Source organism: Desulfobacula phenolica (genome assembly GCF_900105645.1).
Lineage (GTDB): Bacteria > Desulfobacterota > Desulfobacteria > Desulfobacterales > Desulfobacteraceae > Desulfobacula > Desulfobacula toluolica.
Window position 1 is genome coordinate 60,898 of record NZ_FNLL01000005.1, and the last position, 19,628, is coordinate 80,525.

15 protein-coding genes are annotated in these 19,628 nt (G+C 40.6%); 3 read left to right on the top strand and 12 right to left on the bottom strand.

The window, feature by feature from the left end:
• Window positions 1–19: 19 nt before the first annotated feature.
• Both BLT94_RS09295 and BLT94_RS09300 read right to left on the bottom strand, forming a co-directional pair.
• Window positions 20–2,095 carry an SLC13 family permease gene (locus BLT94_RS09295; protein WP_092233166.1) on the bottom strand — a complete coding sequence of 692 codons (2,076 nt, stop codon included), beginning with the start codon at window positions 2,093–2,095 and terminating at the stop codon, window positions 20–22.
• Between the two features lie 44 nt (window positions 2,096–2,139).
• Window positions 2,140–4,185, bottom strand: coding sequence for a response regulator (locus tag BLT94_RS09300; RefSeq protein ID WP_092233169.1), 2,046 nt, complete (start codon window positions 4,183–4,185; stop codon window positions 2,140–2,142).
• Window positions 4,186–4,816: 631 nt separating this feature from the next.
• Between BLT94_RS09300 and BLT94_RS09305 the strand changes: the two genes are divergently transcribed.
• Window positions 4,817–6,862 carry an NAD(P)/FAD-dependent oxidoreductase gene (locus tag BLT94_RS09305; protein ID WP_092233172.1) on the top strand — a complete coding sequence of 682 codons (2,046 nt, stop codon included), beginning with the start codon at window positions 4,817–4,819 and terminating at the stop codon, window positions 6,860–6,862.
• A gap of 108 nt (window positions 6,863–6,970) precedes the next feature.
• Here the strand turns inward: BLT94_RS09305 and BLT94_RS09310 are convergent, their stop codons facing one another.
• Window positions 6,971–9,196, bottom strand: a complete 2,226-nt coding sequence (locus BLT94_RS09310; protein WP_092233176.1) for an oxidoreductase — start codon at window positions 9,194–9,196, stop codon at window positions 6,971–6,973.
• A 259-nt stretch (window positions 9,197–9,455) separates the two neighbouring features.
• Between BLT94_RS09310 and BLT94_RS09315 the strand changes: the two genes are divergently transcribed.
• Window positions 9,456–10,406, top strand: a complete 951-nt coding sequence (locus BLT94_RS09315) for a universal stress protein (protein ID WP_092233179.1) — start codon at window positions 9,456–9,458, stop codon at window positions 10,404–10,406.
• A gap of 44 nt (window positions 10,407–10,450) precedes the next feature.
• On the top strand, window positions 10,451–10,915 hold the full coding sequence (locus BLT94_RS09320) for a CBS domain-containing protein (protein ID WP_092233181.1): 465 nt from the start codon (window positions 10,451–10,453) through the stop codon (window positions 10,913–10,915).
• Window positions 10,916–10,941: 26 nt separating this feature from the next.
• Here BLT94_RS09320 and BLT94_RS09325 read toward each other — a convergent pair whose 3' ends face one another.
• The 9 genes from BLT94_RS09325 to tmcA form a co-directional block, all read right to left on the bottom strand.
• Complete coding sequence (locus BLT94_RS09325) at window positions 10,942–13,686, bottom strand: cache domain-containing protein (protein ID WP_092233184.1); 2,745 nt, start codon at window positions 13,684–13,686, stop codon at window positions 10,942–10,944.
• 117 nt (window positions 13,687–13,803) lie between these two features.
• Window positions 13,804–14,739 carry a DUF2156 domain-containing protein gene (locus tag BLT94_RS09330; protein ID WP_092233187.1) on the bottom strand — a complete coding sequence of 312 codons (936 nt, stop codon included), beginning with the start codon at window positions 14,737–14,739 and terminating at the stop codon, window positions 13,804–13,806.
• 4 nt (window positions 14,740–14,743) lie between these two features.
• Window positions 14,744–15,172, bottom strand: coding sequence for a GNAT family N-acetyltransferase (locus BLT94_RS09335; protein WP_092233190.1), 429 nt, complete (start codon window positions 15,170–15,172; stop codon window positions 14,744–14,746).
• 42 nt (window positions 15,173–15,214) lie between these two features.
• Window positions 15,215–16,081: a spermidine synthase gene (gene speE / locus BLT94_RS09340; RefSeq protein WP_092233193.1), complete on the bottom strand. Its 867-nt coding sequence runs from the start codon at window positions 16,079–16,081 to the stop codon at window positions 15,215–15,217.
• Between the two features lie 76 nt (window positions 16,082–16,157).
• Window positions 16,158–16,994 (bottom strand): adenosylmethionine decarboxylase, encoded by an 837-nt coding sequence (gene speD, locus BLT94_RS09345; protein ID WP_092233195.1) that lies wholly within the window; start codon window positions 16,992–16,994, stop codon window positions 16,158–16,160.
• A gap of 133 nt (window positions 16,995–17,127) precedes the next feature.
• The gene (locus tag BLT94_RS09350) at window positions 17,128–17,826 is read right to left on the bottom strand and encodes an MBL fold metallo-hydrolase (RefSeq protein WP_092233198.1); all 699 of its coding nucleotides are present in this window, start codon (window positions 17,824–17,826) and stop codon (window positions 17,128–17,130) included.
• A gap of 28 nt (window positions 17,827–17,854) precedes the next feature.
• Complete coding sequence (locus BLT94_RS09355) at window positions 17,855–18,802, bottom strand: universal stress protein (protein ID WP_092233201.1); 948 nt, start codon at window positions 18,800–18,802, stop codon at window positions 17,855–17,857.
• 58 nt (window positions 18,803–18,860) lie between these two features.
• Window positions 18,861–19,211 carry a DVU0259 family response regulator domain-containing protein gene (divK, locus tag BLT94_RS09360; protein ID WP_014957405.1) on the bottom strand — a complete coding sequence of 117 codons (351 nt, stop codon included), beginning with the start codon at window positions 19,209–19,211 and terminating at the stop codon, window positions 18,861–18,863.
• 14 nt (window positions 19,212–19,225) lie between these two features.
• A complete protein-coding gene (tmcA, locus tag BLT94_RS09365; RefSeq protein WP_092233204.1) occupies window positions 19,226–19,627 on the bottom strand; it encodes an acidic tetraheme cytochrome c3 TmcA in 402 nt (133 codons plus the stop codon).
• Window position 19,628: the final 1 nt, after the last annotated feature.

The window sequence follows — 19,628 nt, forward strand, 5'->3', positions numbered from 1 at the left end:
GTCATCATTCCTTTCTAAATTACATACTGCCTATTCCCATCCATTTCCAATACCCGAAAAATACCCATATCCACAACACAGCCATACTGAGGAGAAAAACCGCAAAACCGTGAATGAAAAAATCTTTCATTGTTACCAGCTGCTCTCCGGTTTCAGGATCACGGGCTATACTGTAAACAATTGCATTATTCGGTGTGCCGATGATCAGCATGTGCGCAAAAGAAGACGCAAATGCAGTTGCCAATCCAACCATGAGCGGCGATGTCCCGGAAAGGGTTGCCATTGGCACGGTAATGGGTCCTACAGCAGCCACAGTGGCACCGTCACTCATAAAATTGGTGAGGATACCGGTAATAAAACTTGTGGACATACACAGTCCGATTCCAGAAGTCAAGCTATCAGGGAGGATGGAAATAAAACTGTTTGCAAGCCAGAGCGCAGCACCTGTGGAGGCCAGACCGACGCCCATGGCACTGGCGGCCGCATAAAGCGCCACAACATCCCAATGAATGCTGTTGATATCTTTCCAGCGAAGGATTCCCAGAACATTCAACAAAACCAGGCATAAAATAACCGGACCGCCCATCCCCACCTTGCTGGAAAAGGTAACCCATAAAATAATAACCAGGATCAAAACTCCTGCAGCTTTGTACTCATCTGGTGTCATCTTGCCGATTTTTTCCCCTTCCCGTTTTACTGCGGCAGCAACATTGACTGATTTGACCTTGACTTTATTTCTAAAAACAATAAGAAAATATGCAGCAATGGTAAGCGCCATTACCGGCACAAAAGGAAGCCCCATTTTAACCCACTGACCAAACGAAATACTGATGCCGTAATCTCCGAAAATTCCAAGCATTACGGCATTACGACCGCCTGCGGCAGGTGATCCGGGTCCGCCTATATTTGCACAGAATGTCAGCATTAAAAGCAGCATGACAATCAGCCCCTTGTCTTTGGTTATGTTCGCCGTTCTGATTGTTCCCATATATACCAGCATTAAAATCGGAGCAATAAACGCAACCAATGCATGCTCGGAAAGAAAAGATGCTGTTACGGCCAGAAGAGGTGCAAAAATAAGCGCAAACTTGCGAAGGGAGGTGCTGGTTCCCAGCAAAAGAATACCGATCCGCCTGTCCAGACCGGTTTTACTGATGGCGGCTGCAAAGGCAAGAACACCGAAGATAAAAATAACCGAATCTTTTGCATAAGCTTTTGCCACCATGCTGGGAGGAAAAATTCCGAAAAAATACATCAATACGCCCACAAGAAGAGCTGTTATTCCTATGGGAACGGCACCTGTTGCCCAAAAAAGGGCGGCAACCATAAGAACTCCTATCATAACCTTTGCCCTGAAAGCCACCCTGTCCACACCTGGAGCTGTTTTAACCATGGCCCCATCCCAGTTTTTTGTTTGGGTGTACAAGTTTGCTTTTTTACCATAATACTCTACAATCGTCTGACCCTTTTCCATTTTGCGGTATTCTGCATATCCAGCAATGCTTTCTGTAAGATTACCAGTCTTCTTTGCCGATAAAAAATTTACCATCTGCTTTGGTGCCGGTATAAACACCATGGTCAAAAAAAGAATAACCCCTAGGATGATAACTCCCGGGCGGGCATTTTGCACACCAACCAGCCAGTTTTTAAGGCTGGTTCTCTGTACGTCGGGAATTTCATTTCTGGCCATGGCATAAACGCGTTCCTGACTGGCCGCTGTTATCTCTCTAATCAGATCATCCAGGGCACAAGGCTTTTCCAGATAAGAAAACACATCAAATTTTCCAGTCACCCGAGCCGATTCGATACTGCCATGACCTGTATGCATTATGACCTGGACTTCAGGCCTTAATTTTTTTATCTCTTTTAAGGTCTGAATACCATCCATATCAGGCATTTTCTGGTCAAGAATTACCACTTGTGGATTTTCGTGACGCACAATTTTTATGGCGTCTTCGCCATTGCTTGCATCAAGAACCTCATATCCTCTGTGTTCCAGCTGTTTTGCCAGATTTTCCCGAAACCTGTCTTCGTCATCAACCAACAACACTTTGATTTTTTCATTATTGCCATTTGCTATTATTTGCTCTTCCATAGCCCTTCCTTTTGGTTAAAATGTGAATAAGTTTATGTGTTCCATCACAATCTGCGAATCGGAAACGATACTGTAAACGAACTTCCGGCACCCTCTAAAGACTGAACATCAATTGTTCCGCCAAGTGATTCTACGATGTTCAGTGAAACACTCAGGCCAAGTCCGGTTCCTTTCCCCACCTCTTTTGTGGTGAAAAAAGGGTTGAATATCTCACCCAGTTGCCTGGGCGACATTCCCTTGCCGGTATCTTTAATCGTAATATGTATATCCTCGTCACTTCTAATCGTTGTAATCGTAATTTTTCCCGGCCCGCAAATCGCATCCCCGGCATTATTGATAAGGTTAAAGAAAACCTGCCGAATCTGGTCATGATCCAACATGATTTCAGGCAGACCAGGATCATACTCTCGTATAATTTCAATATCCGCCACCTTGAACTCGCGTTCTTTAAGCCCGCTCATGATGTCATCGAGAATATGGTTTACGTTACAGGGAATAAGCTTGGGTTCATTTTTACGTCCAAAAGCAAGAAGCTGTTTGGTGATGGTTCTTGCCCTGAACGCTGCCGAATCTATGGTATCAATCTCTTTGACGATTTCTTCAGGGCTGGGGTTAAGGTTGAATTCAGGATTGAGCATATCACGAATAACACCGCTTGTGGCAACGATAATGGCCAAAGGATTGTTAATTTCATGGGCGACCCCGGTTGCCAGTTCACCGACAGAGGCAAGTTTTGATGCATGAAACAGTTGATGCCGCAGTTCATCGCTTTTTTCAGCAGCCCCCTGGGCATGGGTGATCAGCCTGCTGTTTGCAACCCATATGCCTGCTGCAATCCCCAGAAAAATAATGACAAGGATAATACTCATCATACGTCGGCTCTCATACATCCCTGCATGAGCGATTTTCAACGGCTGCCGGACAACCAGTGCCCAGGGAGTTTCTTTGAGCCATGCATAACCTATAAGTATTGAATCTCCGTTTTTATTGATTTCCGTTACCCCGGATTCAATGTTTTCAGGTGGGATATAATCACTTTTGCCAAGCAATTCACCCCTGTCAGGATCCACAATTTGAAACAGTCCCTCTTTATTGATCAAGGCGGATTCCACCTCTTTTCCTCGGCTGATGGATCTTAAAAACATATAAAATTTATCCGGATCAAGTGTGGAACGCATAATATAAGGGTTGCCGTCAATTATCTGCCTGACGGCAATTGTAAAGTGTGGTTTTTCTCTGAATCCAAGATAAATATTACTGATGTAATAATGGCGTTTTTGATTCAACAAAATTTTAAACCAGCTTTCATCGCTGTAATTTTTATCCTTAAGGTATGGAAATGATCCTGCATATCCGGTTTGAATTCCCTGTGTATTCAAAAACCCAACATCAATAAAAGCATCATCAACCTGTCTTAAATCATGGAGGTAAGTTTGCATTTTATTTTGAGAAGGATTAAGACTGAAATCAGCGCTATGAAACAAGGTAAAAATATTAGCCACCCGTTCCTGCAAAAAAAGATCAATGGTATTTTTCTGGCTGTTTGAAAGAGCTTCCAGATTCAAGCGTCCGGTATCTTTCAAAGTCTTGCTGAACTGGAATTGGAAATAACCGAAAAATGCAGCATAGGGAAGCATAAAAGCAGCCAGCAGCCCAACTCCAAGTCGAACTTTAAGTTTCTTAAAATATGCCTTTCTGTCATGAGTTTGTTCTCTGATGGTTTGTCTTTTTTCAAAAGCCTCTTGAATTTTTTCTGAAATATCATCAATATCAGCCGGTTTGATCAGGTAATTTGCCGCACCTAATTTTACACCGTCAACAGCGGATTCCACAGTACCATGACCAGTCAGCATAATAACTTCAATCAAAGGAAAATCGCGTTTGATTTTCTTTAAGATTGCGATCCCATCCATACCCGGCATTCTGACATCCAAAAGAACCACCTGGATATTATGCTCTTTTAATTTCCCAAGAGCTTCCACGCCGTTTGAGGCAGTCTGAACAGTATAGCCTTTTTTTTCCAACAGCTTTTGAGTAGTCGAAAGAAATCTTTCTTCATCATCCACAAGCAGTACGTTTATATTTATCATTTACCCTTTTTCCTTTTTTGTAACCGGCAAAATCAAATTCCGCCGACCATATATGTTCCTCAAAAAAGCAAGCTTTATGCCAAATATTATTTGGCAATCAAAAAGAGCTAACCATTTAAAATATTTCACCATATCAACTCAATGACAAAAGCCGTCAATCCTGAAAAACAGGCGATTGTGTCGATATTCTTTACACCCTGTAAAAAAAACTATTCTGTCGACATTCTTTACCAATTGTAAAAATCGATAAAAGAGGCTTGATCAAAATATAAGGGTTATAATCTGTCATATTGCTGATTTAAATTTTTTAGTTGTGACGGATGAAAGAAGATGCTGTGCGATGCCACTTCAACAGCAAATGAGTTAATTGAAGCATTAAAGGCTTGATGAGATTCGATTGCAAGATATTTTGTCTGAACCAGTGCCGGCTTTCAGTTGTAAACCCTTTTTGCTTTTGTTATTATGAACAAATAATTTAAACAGATGAGCATACCTGATGGATGCATAATTAAAAACCAACAATCAAGATAAATATTAGTATATTTAGTGGTCTTGCGAAAATATTTTTAGTTCTGTAACAGCCTGTCGAACGATTCTAAAAACCATCAGGAACCCAGGAAGTGTAATCATTGTGACTAATGGAAAAACCGGAAAACCTACCATATTAAAAGACAAAAGCCGGGTTCTTGTGGTAGGTTGCGGACCAGCCGGATCTTTATTTGCCATTCACCTTCTCCGGGAAGCTAAAAAAACACAAACTATCTTATCCATAACCCTTATTGATAGCCGAGTTGTTCAGGAACCATTCAGCAACGAATGGACACTCAAAGGCTGTAATTTCTGTGCCGGTGTTATTTCACCCCGACTGTACAATGCACTGGCCAAAAATGGCCTCAAACCGCCACAAAAAGTGGTGAATACAGAATTTTCCCACATATGGATTCACGGGCTCTGGAAAAATTTTCCGCTAAAAGTACCATCATTCCAAAAGGTATGTTCGGTTTTCCGGGGTATCCTGCCCCCTGACCGGGAACTCCGGGGCAAGGGATTTGATAATTTTCTTTTAAAAAAAGCTCTGGAACAAGGTGCATCCGTCATTAACGGTTATGTTGAAACTATCCGATACTCTTGCACCCGTAAACCGATCCTGATTATCACACCACTTTCAGGAAAAAAGTTCTCCATTGAATCGGATTTTGTATGTATTGCAACTGGAATGAATGCTCCTGCAAAAAAAAAACAAAGGCAAAGCCGGTTTATAAGGTCATACCAAACCCTTAATCCTTCATTTGTACCACCCGGGGTAAGACCCACACTGGTATTTGAACTCAAACCGGGCCGAGCCTACCTAAAAAAACATATGGACAAAGAGCTTTACCTTATTGTATCCGGCTCAAAAAAGCTGCATCTTGACCATATTGTCCTTGTTCCAAAACAAGGATATCTCACTGTGGCACTTACCGGAAAAAGCATTGACTCGGCATCTTTACCTGAAGATACAGCCCGGATTATAAGACAATTTTTATCATTGCCCCATGTCCGAGGTATTTTGCCCCATATCACACCGGATAACACACCCATTGCCTGCTCTTGCTGCCCCAACATGGTGATTTCCCCATCCCGGTCCCCTTTTGAAGACAGGATATCAATGGTGGGGGATGCCATGGGGGCAAGACTCTACAGGGACGGGCTTTATTCCGCGTTTATCAGCGCACAGCGCCTTGCCCAAACCATTATTCACACAGGCGTTGACAAAAAAAGCCTGGAACAGGAGAACAAGGAGGTTATTCAATGGATTAGAAAGGACAACCGGTATGGAAAGGTCCTTTTCGCCTTGATACAAGCCATTTTAAAATCAGATATTCTCAGCCGGATACTCTACCAGACCTTTGCCACTGAAATGAAATTCAAAAAAATGACCCAATGGCCGATGGGAAATGTTCTGTGGAAAATTGGAAGCGGAGGGGCCGACTATGCACACATTTTCCGGGAATTCATGCGTATTCCTGTTTTTTGTTCGCTTCTCACCGGAGGAGTCAAGACGCTGCGAAATATTCTCACGGAATTGTTCTTCGGCCTGAACTGGGAAACCTATGGCCGTTATCCAACGGTCATCCTCAAGGAAAAACGCAATTATATCAAACAATCAATTTCAGCGCCCCTGGCAATCACCCTTGATACTTCCCCGCAAATGGAACGGATGTATACCATCAAGATCAGGGCCTCATCCAGAGCCATATTTAAAGAACTGGGCAAATTCGGAGATGCTGATGCAAAGTTTCTCAAACTCAGGTTTGTGGATGTAAAAAGAATATCAGGACTGCCAAACCATATTGGATCTATTATTCGTTACAAATTGAAGATCCTGCCGGTTTCCATGGATGTTTGCCTTGCCCGATGCATTCCAAACAAATCCCTGTTGTATGACCCCCAGGAGTTGTTTACAAGCCATGGCAAACTGCTGTTTGATATCACCCCCACAAATGATGGAAACAACCGCCTGACAATTTACACGGCATTTAACTTTAAAAAAGGCCATGGGATGATCAGCCGAATCTTCTGGAAACTTTTCAAACACACGTTCCCTGACTATGCCCATGATGTGGTATGGAACCATGCCATTTGCTGTATCAAGACCCTGGCTGAACGTCAGACAAATTCATATGAAAGTCTTTAAAAATCCAAACAGCGCCTTTCATTTTTTGGTTTCTGCCCTTTAGGGTATTGTAGGCAAACCCGAATGACCAGATTATTGTAAAATAATAGCCAGATCTGCCCGTGGCAGTTAATCAATTAAAAACAAGGTCTGATCCGTAAGCCGATGCAGAACGCCCGAAGAAACACTGCCGAGCAGCCAGCGTTTTATCCCTGAAAGACCGCGTTTTCCCATAATTACCGTCCCGTATTTACGGGTAATAATCGTCTCAACCAGCGCTAAAATTACATTGGTTGTCATATTGGTTGCCATATTGTTTTCAGGGCGGATAAATTCCAATGGAATATTTTCTTTAAACTTTGTAATTTTTTTCATTTTTTCCCACTGGCGTTCAACCGGACTTGACTTTCCGGTCAGGACATTGACAAAACTTATGTGAAAGTTTTTTTCCCGCATCAAGGTTTTACGCAAAAAAATCATTACCAGCAATGTTGCAGGAGACAAATCAACCGGCACAATCACTTTGTGCTGACGAATATTGGCACAAAGGCGTGCCAGCACCTTTCCCTGCTGTTTATACAACAACCGGTCCCTCCAGGCTTCGTTTGAGTTTGAACTGATAAAAACCTGTCCGTAATCGCCCATACAAATTTCATCATACACAAGTTTTTCCAGATTTCCCGTATGTTCTTTCACAACAAAATTAACTGTCCCGTCACCAGAGCAGTTCAGATCAACAACATCTTTCATCCATTCTATAAATTTATTTTGTGCTTGATCAACATCCCGTCCCTGTAGGGCTTGCCTGAGCATCAAAACCGTGGGAAAAAAATTTTTCTTTTTGGCCCGGATAAGAAGCGGCAAAGATTTTTTAAAGGTATAAATATCCTCAATATCACAAATCACCCACAGAGGTTTATAATTGCGTGTCATCAACTGATGCTCAAGTCTTGTCCTGTCACGGAGTTCTTCGGGCCAGCGGCTGCAGGCAAATCCCTGTTCCAATACAACCTGTTTCAGGCACCAGTTACAATTCACACAATGTATTATTTTACGATTTTTATCCACGGCCTTGGCCACCCATAAGGGATCAGTCCTCAAAGGCCTTCCCAGACCGATCAGATCTGCAATGCCTTCCTTGACCAGTTTATCCGCCATCAAAGGTGTGGTGATCCTGCCGGATGTTATGGTGGGAATACCGACTCCTGCCGTGAGTTTGGCCATATCTTTTTTCAGATAAGCTGTTTTGGCAATGCTTTTTAATACAGCCGGAGAAAATATGGAATTGTATGTCCCTGCAGAGGCGGAAAGATATGCAATTTTATTTTTTTCAAGAACCTGTGCAAAAGCCAGAGCTTCGGGAAGGTCAATGCCCTGAGGAACCCATTCCCTGATAATAAGCCGGTATCCCACGGGAAAATTCTTTGGAACATTTTTTTTTACGCTTTGTATTACAGCAAGGGGAAATGTTGTCCGTTCCTGGAAATCACCCCCAAAACCAGAGTCAATTTTGTTGGTAAAGCAAGACAGGTACTGACACAAAAGATAGCCGTTTGCACCGTGAAGTTCAACCATGTCAAAACCTGCTTCATATGCCCTGGCAGCGGATAAGCCGAAATCTTCAATAACCCTTGCCCTATCCTCACAAGTCATGGCCTGTCTCCATTTATTAAACTGCCCCAAAAGATATCGGGTAAGACTAAACCGTTTTTCAAAAGGAAAAAATTCCATAAAATCCTTTAATGATTCCACATTAAAAGATAAATTCTCACTGGTGACAGCAGAAGGCAGCAGCGGACGGCTGGTTTTCGCAAACCTTCCGGCATGGTTAAGCTGAAGACAGGCAATGGCACCTTTGTTTTGTATCGCCTTTGCCAGTTTTGACAAACCGGGGATGAACTTATCCTTATCAATTCGAAGGTTAAACTTTGAAACAACGCCATCTGCGGAAACAGCCGTATTAGCGACAACCACCATTGCCACACCAGAGTCTGCCAACCTGGTATAAAAATCAATCAGCCAGGAACTTACAGTACCATCCGGATATGCAAACCCGGTATGAACAGGCAGGGCAATCAGCCTGTTTTTCATTTGATGCCCCCCAACCTGCAAAGGGCTGAAAAGAAAAGGATAAGCGGTCATGTCTTTTTTTCTAATCTGATCCATGAATGATGTTTGTGTTTCATATAACGGCCATGGCAGATTGATCTGTAACAACAAAAATGAAAGAAACTTGATTCCAAACAGTTTAGAAGTTCTTTCACATAAAACTGCCACGGGCAGACTTGATCTTTCTCTCAGATTTGTCCACAACAAAACATGAAAGTCGCTGTTTGGATTTTTAAAGACTTTCATATAAAAACGGCCATGGCATTTATATCAACTTTTAAAACACATTATATCATAGATTGAAAATCCGTTAAAACAAATAGACCCTTGCATTTTATGCTATTTTTTTTCTTGACGCCCTATGCAGAAGAAGATTACAATAAAACGAGGCTGATTTTTCACCGGCATCCGTCTTCCTTTTACCGTTTTTTTTGCTTCTGTGTTGAAAAAAAGACCTTCAGATGTCTTTGGTTTGTTATCAATTACAAAAAAAAGGAGTCAAATCATGAGAATAGAACCAAAAAAAATACTGTGTGCCATTGATTTTTCAGACTTTACAAATCTTATCGTGTCTTATGGCAAATCACTTGCCGTGGAATTTAATTCAAAACTTTGTCTGTGCCATATTGTTCCGGGAACGCTTATGGTTTCAAGCCATATGCCTCCATATCTTGACTACGCAGGCATTGAAAGTGAGCGAATCCGCAATGCCGAGGAAAGACTTGAAAAACTGGCAGAAGAAATTGGAACTGAATGTGAAATAATCGTTGCTGCCGGCCACCCGCCGGATGAAATCGAACAGATTAGCCGCGAAAAAAACATGGACATGGTAATTGCCGCAACTCATGGCGGTTCAGGCGTAAAACGATTTTTAATCGGTTCTGTCACCAACCGGCTGGTAAAAATCCTGGAATGCCCTTTTCTGGTGCTGCATACACCTGAAGATCATGTGGTTTCACCGGTTGAGGATGGTATAAAACTGAAACGAATTCTTGTAGGATGCGATTTTTCACCTGATTCCAAACTTGCTTTTGACTATGCCCTGAGTCTTGCACAGGAATTTCAAACACAACTTTATCTGGCCCATATAATCAGACCAATGGAACACCAAGTGGGTGAGGATATCAGCTGGATTCGTGCCGAACATCTGAATCTGTCCCAAAAAACAATAGAAGAAGAAAAAGAGAAAAAACAAATAATGTTCAACCGCCTTGAAAAGCAGCTTATCAATATGGTTCCGGAAGACAGCCGGAACTGGTGTACACCTGTTACCGTCATACTTGAAGGAGAGCCATACAAGGAACTGATCGACTATGCTGAAAAAAAAGAAATGGATATGATCATACTTGGGGTCCGGGGCCACAGCCTTTTAGAGCGTTTTTTAGTGGGATCTACAACTGATCGAGTCATCAGCCGATCTCAGTGTCCGGTTATGGCAGTTCGCCACGTCGTCTGAAAACCATTTCGCCTGAAAAAAATGGATGCAAAAGGAGATGTTACATGATAACAGCAAAAGATATTATGAAAAAAGATATTATATCCATTTCCCCTGACACAGATATCACCAAAGCGGTTGAAATTCTTTTAAACAATCATATCAACGGCGTTCCCGTAGTTGATTCAAATGGAATCCTTAAAGGAATCTTATGCCAGAGTGATTTGATTTTTGCACAAAAAGACATTCCGTTCCCCCCAATTTTCGTCCTCCTTGACGGAATTATCCCATTGTCATCCTCTAAAAGACTGAATTCGGAACTCAAGAAGATTGCAGCCACAAAAGTAAAACAGGCCATGGTAAAAAATCCCATTTCGGTCCATCCTGATACCCCTGTTTCTGAAATTGCAAGCCTGATGGTTGAAAAACATTTTCATACCCTCCCGGTGGTAGATAAAAACAAACTTGTAGGCATTATCGGAAAAGAAGATATTTTAAAAATTTTAATCTCCAGAAGTAAAAACAATTAAACTTTTGTATCCGATATCTTCAGATTCTATACCTTAAGGTCCAGTATTTCCCGAATTAATACTGCCAGTTCTTTATTGGCTACCGGTTTTTGAACATATTTTCGAATGCCCATCTCAAGTGCTTTTGCCTCTGACACAGTCTCACTGTATCCGGTACACAAAATAATCGGCATATCCTTGCGAAGGTTGAACACTTTTTTGGCAAGCTCATCACCCGTCATACCGGGCATGGTCATATCCGTAACAATCAAATCGAATTGATCCGGATCTTTTTCAAACGCTTCAAAGGCTTTTATACCATTTTCAAAGGTGTCAACCGAGTAACCGCAACCGGTTAAAAATGCCTGACCAATCAAGCGGATATTTTCTTCATCATCCACAATCATGATTTTTTCAACTCCGCGTTTCAATACTTTTTCTTCTTTTCCACAGAAATCAAAATCCGTTTCCTGATCAATCAACGGCAGGTATATACGAAAACTTGTTCCCTGTCCTTCCGTACTTTCAACTTTTATATAACCGCCATGTGATTCAACAATGGCATGAACCATGGACAGACCAAAACCCGTCCCCTTTCCCACCTCTTTGGTGGTAAAATACGGATCAAACGCTTTTAATAAAATTTTTTCATCCATCCCAAGACCGGTGTCAGTGATCTCAAGCTCAAGATATCTTCCTTTGGTGATAATATGATCAAAAACATCTTTGTCTTTTGAAATCTCAACTTCTTGAAGTTGTACCGTCAAAACACCTTTGTTTTCTCCAATGGCATGGTAAGCATTGGTGCAAAGATTCATAATCAACTGATGCATTTGTACCGAATCAGCCAGGACTTTTGCTTTTGAAACAATATTTTCACTGATTTTAATGGACGTTGGGATTGATGAACGCAATAATTTAAGGGCTTCTTTTACCACAAGATATAAATTCAACGGATACTTTTCAGGTTCTGTCTGACTCTGGCGGCTGAATGTCAGAATCTGCCGGGTAAGGCCGGCAGCTCTCTGGGCGCCTTTGACAATCAATTCAATATATTTTTTTGCTTTTGCCGGGCTGTCCAGGTTCAATTGTGCCAATTCCGAATACCCTAAAATTCCTGACAGGATATTATTAAAATCATGGGCAATTCCACCGGCAAGGGTTCCGATTGCCTCCATTTTCTGGGCTTTTTCCAATCTCACAGCCAAGGTTTTTGTTTCCTGGGCAGCAAGTTTATATGCTGTGATATCCCTGCCTTCTACGATCATGAACGCCACGTCACCCAATGAATTTAAAACAGGCTTTATGGTGGTATCAATATTTCTGATCTGATCATCTTTTGAAATATTTGTGATTTCAAATCGAATAAAATCCCCCTTGGCAGCCCTTTCAACAGCGGCTTTCACTTGTTGCCGAACCTTGGGATCATGACGCCACCAGGGTGTCTGCCAGAAAGGTTTACCCATCACGTCATCTGCAGTACATCCTACAAAATCAAGTGAACTCTGATTGACCTCTTCAAGCATTCCCAAAGGGGATAACAGACCCGTGTACTGGAAAGATTGATTAAACAGACTGCGCAGCCTAAGATCATATTCTTCGATAACGGCACGGGCTTCTTTGTTTTTTTTAATTTCGGTTTTAATCTTTTCCTGGTTCTGTTCCAACTGATCCATAAAAGAATTAAACTGACGAGCCAGCCTGCCAAACTCATAAGGAGCATCATCATCCATACGAACGGAAAAATCACCCCGGGCACCTTGATCCAGTGTATCCATCAATGACACCAGCGGTTTTGTCACAGAAGTACTTATTAGATACGTTATCCAGACAGATGATAAGATGATTAATATCATGAAAACCACTAAAAAATTCCTGAATGTACTCAAAGGAGAGAAAACTTCCTCCACATAGCTTGAAGAAGCAACAATCCATTTATATTCCGGCAAATATTTGAAAATCGTTATCTTTTCCCGAGGTTTTAATTCATGGGGATTTTTCCAGAAATATCTGATTTTCCCGTTTTTTTCTTTAAGGATCTGTTTAAAAAACTCATTGGAATACGCTGATTGCCTTAACAGGTTTATCCCCTGCATGGTGGGATGCACAACAACGTCACCCTCTTCACTCAGAACAAAGGCATATCCTGTTTCTCCTGATTTAAAAGAAAGAATACTGTTTCTGAAATCATCGATATTTAAAAAAGAGCTGAACTCTTCACGATAGGAAGACGCTGAAATAATCCAGTCAAACGGTTCAAAATAAACCATATAAAGGGCTTTGGATTGCTTGTTTGATTCCCCCTCTTTTTTTATATCATATTCAAGATATCCTCTTTTAATTTGTATCTGCTGCCTGATAAATTCAAGTTCGGAAAAATTCTTATTGCTTATTTTTTCATTTGGATGAACCGTAATAATCCCTTTACTGTTAATGCAATAAATATAACCTTTCATGCCAACAGACTGACTTAAAAATATTTCTTTAATGATTTTAATTGTTTCAGACCTGCTCAACAATCCGGATTGATATTTACCATAATAATAACGGGCAATATCTAAATTTTTATCGGCAATGGCATGAAGCCTGTTTTTTATAGAAAGTGCGGCAGAAGTTTGTATCAGGTTTAATAAAGAAAGGGTTGTGTCCTGTAGTTCTTTTTCAATATTGGTTTGCAGAATTTTTTTGACCTGGTAATATGCAATGGTGCTGCTGATTAAAATCAACGGAACAAAAACAATCAAAAAAGCAAACAACAACCTGTTTCTATATTTAAAATTTGCATCAATCATAAAATAGTCCACTGCCTGAAAAAATCAAATTAACTGCCATGTGCAGACCTGGCAATTTCCCTTTGGACTTAAACCCGGTAACAATAAAACAAGCGCTTTTCAAAAGCAAGGGTTTGATTAATTCAGTGGGGAGAAAACAAGGCTGTACAGGGTAAGCAGCTTTAAAGGCTGATAGGACAGTTTTGCCTGACGAAGCCCCTTGATGCCAAGATCCTGCTCCCGGTTAAGGTAGAAACACTTATCTTTAAGATAGAGTGCTGTTTCATGATTGATAACCTGGGACACCCCCTTAAATTCAATATCAGATTTTTCAAACTGAATGTCATAGGTGGACCGGCTCAATCGGCTGAAAACAGAAAATGCGACCATCCGGCTTCCAATTGTTATGGAAAGCCCTTCCAACCCAAGATCTTCAAAATAATCAAATGATGTTTTTAATGCACAAAACTCATGGTCAAGGGTTGTTGAGTTTAGTTTGCTGCGGCTCATCAATTCTTTTGTCAGCTCCAGAGCTTTAGATTTATACTCTCCTTTTAATGGATGAACCTCAAAATCAGGATAGGATCGCTTGAACTGTGATATCAAATTTCTTTTTTTGTGCAGTTTTTTCCCGGTAAGTTCACACAGGCTGTTAACATCATATATGTATTCTGAATAATCGCGCTCTTCTCTGACCTCATAATAATTTTCAATCCATGGAAATCTTCTCAAATAATCCGGTGTGACAAGATAAAAATCAGGTGTCAGACCCATATCTTTTAAATTTAACGACAAGACAACAAGTTCTTCAGGACAAAAGTCTTCTCCCAAAGGGATAAATCCACATTGAGAAACATTATCATAAATCAAAAGCCGTTCCTGGTACAAGGTCCAGGTAAGCTGATAAGCATCCTGCCAGGCAAAAAGATTTGAAAAATTATACTCGCAGGACAAGGGCTTGAAAGTGTCAATATAAGTTTGAATCATCCCCCGGTCTTTTAAATCAAATCGGTTTAACTCAGGAAGTCTTGTTTTTTTTGGGGGAGCCTGTAAAACCGCTTCTGCCCTGTACATTTTATCAATCCTTATATTTTAACGGAACATGATCTTTGAGTGTTTCAAATCCCAGTTTTGTGTAAAACAAAGAGGTTCCCGGCTCAGCAACAAGTCCGATCCAGCCAACCCCTTTCTCCTTTAATCGTTTTACCAGTGTTTGAACAATTTTTTTACCAATCCCTTTGCCCCTGAATGTCTTTAAAACTGCGACATCCTGAATATAAGCATCACTTGCAAGATCAGAAAGGGCACGCCCCATTCCGACAAGTCTTTGTCCCGCAAAAGCACCCACAAAAAGGGCTGAATCTTTTACAATAGACTGCAAGAATTCAGGATGTTCTTCAAAAGAAGAATCCCACCACCCAGCATCCTTGTAAAGACCAATTAAATCATCCATTGAAGCGGATTTAATGGTCTTTATGATAAATTCTGTTTTGGAATCATTTGGCATTTTTTAATATCTTTTGTTCATTGGAGGGGACAAATCTCGTTATTATAAGGTTTCAAACATTTTTTGGGCAAAATAAGGCAGAACAAAAGAAGCCTCATGGATTTTTGGCGTATAATAGTTTAATTGTTTTTGAATTGCATCAGACATAGTGCGGCAAGGAGTTTTTAATTGAGGGCCTAAAGATCCCAAGCAGATGCCTATATTACCACCCGGATATGTGGGAACAAGTATATAGGAATATGCCTGAACCTCAAACAGCTCTTTTGTAATCTTCACAAGATTGGCAACGCACTCCTTGTGCATAAAAAAAGATTCACCCTGAGTGGCAATGATTCCGTTTTGACGAAGTGCGGCTTTTAAATTTTCGTAAAATGGCCTTTCAAACAAGGCCTCCCCCGGACCAATGGGATCGGAAGAATCCACAATAATCACATCGTATTTATTTTTTTGTTCCCGGAGATAGGCGTTTCCATCCCCAATATGAACCCTGACCCTTGGATCATCAAACCCGCAGGCCATATCAGGCAAAAATTCTTTTGACACCTTGATGACCTCTTCATCAATTTCACAAAAATCAATGGTTTTAACACAGGCATGGCGGGCAATTTCCCTTAAAACGCCCCCATCTCCGCCCCCAATGACCAGAACATTTTCAGGATTGGGGTGGGCAAACAAAGGCACATGGGCCAGCATCTCCTGGTAAGCAAATTCATCTGACTGTGTCAACTGGATAATACCATCCAGGACAAGCATTTTTCCATGGTTCCGGGTTTGGTACAGGTCAATCTGCTGAAATTTGCTCTTGTTGCTGTACAAAACCTCTTCGATCTCAAGAGACAAAGCTATGCCAGGCCACATGGGACATATTTCCGAAAACCAGCCGTTTTTTATTTTACTATAATTTTTCATTTTTATTATCGCGCATACCTCAATTGCCGGCTATTGGAAAAAAGACCTCCTGGCAGACAATTGGAATTTGATTGGATTATTGCCTTAAAGCAATCTGGATCTTATAATGATCACCTTTGAAAAATGACATTGCAAACTGAGCAACTTCCCTGGGTTCATAAAATTTACAACTGAATACATCCAGGTAAATTCTGTTTGATGCATTGGCAAAATGACCTGAAATCAATGACGTTTCAATAAGTTGCGTCATGCTGAACCCTTCAACTTTTTCATCGTCTCCGAAATGAACAACCTGGCATTCCCCAAACCGCTTCATATCAATCAGATCACACAATTGATATACAAATTGTTTAATGCTTTTTGCATCACTGATAATATTCGGATCACTGTCATAAATATCCACAGAAGTTAAAACACCCCATGGATTTTTACTTTCATATTCCTTTTTCCAGGAAATCGGATATATTTCTGATTTTTTGACAATCTGTCCCACTTTTTTTTGTTCAAACGCTTTGGAAATAATTCCCCTGTTTTGATCAGAAGAAACAACAACATTTTCAGACTCAAAAGAATCTTTCATGGAATTGATGGCTATTTCCAAATCAATATTATCTCCGCATGTGAATATATCAACCGCAGCATAATCATGTTCCGGCCACGCATGCACTGTAAAATGAGACTCTGCTATCACGACGACCCCGCTGATTCCCTGGGGTTCGAATTTATGAAATGTCGAATTAATCACGGTTGCACCGCTTTTTTGAGCTGCATCTAACAGAGCTTTTTCTACCAAGGCTTCATCTAAAAGAGCTTTTGTTGAGCATTCATAATACTCAATGGTAAGTTGTCTGCCCAAGGCAAAACAGTTATCCTTCCGGGAGTCATCAATAAATTTTTTATTTTTATCAAGCATTAATGCTATCTCCGGTAATCAATAAAATATCTGATATTTTCCACAAAACTGTTGGAGCATAAAAAAATAATTGCGCTTAAGGTAAATCCTAAATAATGAATTACAAGGGCAAAAAGCCAGGAGAAAAACTAAATCAATAAATTTCCATTATTGATTTAAATCTGTCAAACTCGGTGTTGGCAGGCATGTTGCGTTTGTTTAAATTGTGTATCATTCTTTGGGCGTTAAACCGTATGTAAGGATTAACACTTAATTCATCATCCAGAGTTGATACGATTAACCCGGAATTATATTTTTGAATGTATGCTTCAAAATTCGGGTTATCTTTTTCAATTATTTTTGCCATTTTAATGGCTTCGATAACATAATCATGACCAGCATAAATTTTGGTATTGCCCGGCAATGCAATCAAACGTTTCAGGGATTTAAAAAACGCTTCAAGGTCGCCTGAAAAACAATTCCCAATAGTCCCGTTAAACAATGTATCACCAGTGACCAGAAAATCATCTGCTGCAAATGTTATTGAATCATCAGTGTGACCGGGGGTGTGGTACGCCTCTATTATTTCCATGTCAAGCGCTATGGCCCGATCTGATTTGATCTTTCTGCAATCAATAAATTGAGCATTTGTTTTTTCAAGCAACGCCTGGTTGCCCGGAGTATGGTCATAATGGGAATGGGTATTTGTGACATATTTGATATGTATATTGTTCTTTTCGGCAAAACTCAGAATATCATCTACACTACCTGCATCAATGGCAATCCCTTCTTTTCTTGAATATGCCAGATATCCCAGGTTATCAGTTGAATACTTAAACTGCTTAATAAACATAAAAAAAACCTTTATATTTGAAAAATCATCAACGGTTCACGCTTATCACGGGACAGGCGGATCGAAGAACCACCTGTTCAATTGTAGGGCCGAAGGATACCTCATCAGGATCACTATACATGTGGTGATGGCCCATCACGATAAGGTCGCTGCGAGCTTCTCGTGAAAATTTCAACAATTCGATATAAGGGCTGCCTTCCCAGACAGCAATATCATAATTATCAAAATTGTGCATTTGAGAAACATATTCTTGATCTATTCTGTTTTTTGCTTCCTGTATTTGATCTTCAATCTGTTTCTGACCAAGAACAGTTTGTGTTCCGGATGAATCAAGATTAAGCGCATGAAAAATATGCAGTTTGCAACCGATATAATCCGCCAGTTGATATGCAAACTCAAAGGCCGCCATGGAAGCCTCTGAAAAATTGGTTCCAAAAACAATCCGGCTAAAATACCAGAAACAGGTTTCACAAGGCCTTGCAATACTCAATACAGGACAGCACGCCTCTTTTATTACCTTTTTCAAAGTTTTCCCGGCAGTTTTTATGAATCCTTTCCCGTCAGGATCATCTACCCTGCCATGCGCACCCATGATAATGCAATCCGCTTCGATTTTTAAGGCAAAATCAAGGATTGCTTGTGCAGGTTCCCCTTCAAGCACCTTATATTCAATATTATCAGGGTCAGGTTTTTTATTGTCATGGTACTCATATTTGGAGTCTTTGTTTTTTTTAACCACAGCTCCATATGTATTTTTCATTCCCTCCAGAACTGCTGCAATATAATCAGGTCTGAACCGCAGTCTTTTTATTGCCAATGAATCCGGAACAAAAAGGCAACTTTCTTTTGAGTCATCCTCATAAACGTATATCAAGATAAGCTCAGAATTATATTTTTCTGAAAGTTCAAAAGCAATTTTTGCTGCTGCTTCACAGACAGGAGACCCATCAGTTGCAAAAACTATCTTTTTAAACATAACGACCTCAAAAAACCAAAAAACTGCATTTTTACAAACACCTCTTAAAATATGCCTCTCAGGTCAACAGATCCGCCACTTTCTCCAGCAGCTTCTGAGCATCAAAAGGTTTGCCGAAAAAAGCGGCAGCCTTTGGAATCGAATATTTTGTGCTTGACAGTCCGCTGATAACAATGACAGGGGTATTAAACCCCTTTGATTTACTGACTTTTCTAAAAAATCTGGGCCCCCATTCTTCGGGCATTTCAAGATCAAGCGTAATCAAATCAGGGCTTTGCGCTTTATACAGATCCAGGGCTTTTTTACCATCAACTGCAACACAGGTGTCATAGCCATTGTCAGTAAAAAGTGTTTCCAGATATTTTGTTATGGCCGGATCATCATCCACGATCATAATTTTTTTACTCATACTGTTCCTCCTGACTATTTGATATGGCATTCACCGCAAAGTACCGGACCTTTATTTACTTCAAAATGGCAGTCCTTGCACCGTTTATGATAAGCACGCAACAAAGGAACGGAATTTTCATCATCTGATTTCAGAGAATGACATTCTGAACACTGACTGTCTTCGCTGGATTCATCCTCAAGTAATTTTTTACCGTCATACACATGATGACAAACAGCACAATCATCTATTTGTGCCATATCATTATGATCATCATGCTCAAATAGAGCACCTGGCCTATGGGGATTTTTAAATACTGAATTGTCCAATCGTTCCAATTGGGATTTTTCAGCTGAGTCCGGTTCAGCATTGGAAAACGAAACAACTGCCGCAAATAAAAACAATATAAAACCCATAAAAATAACTATCTGTTTCATC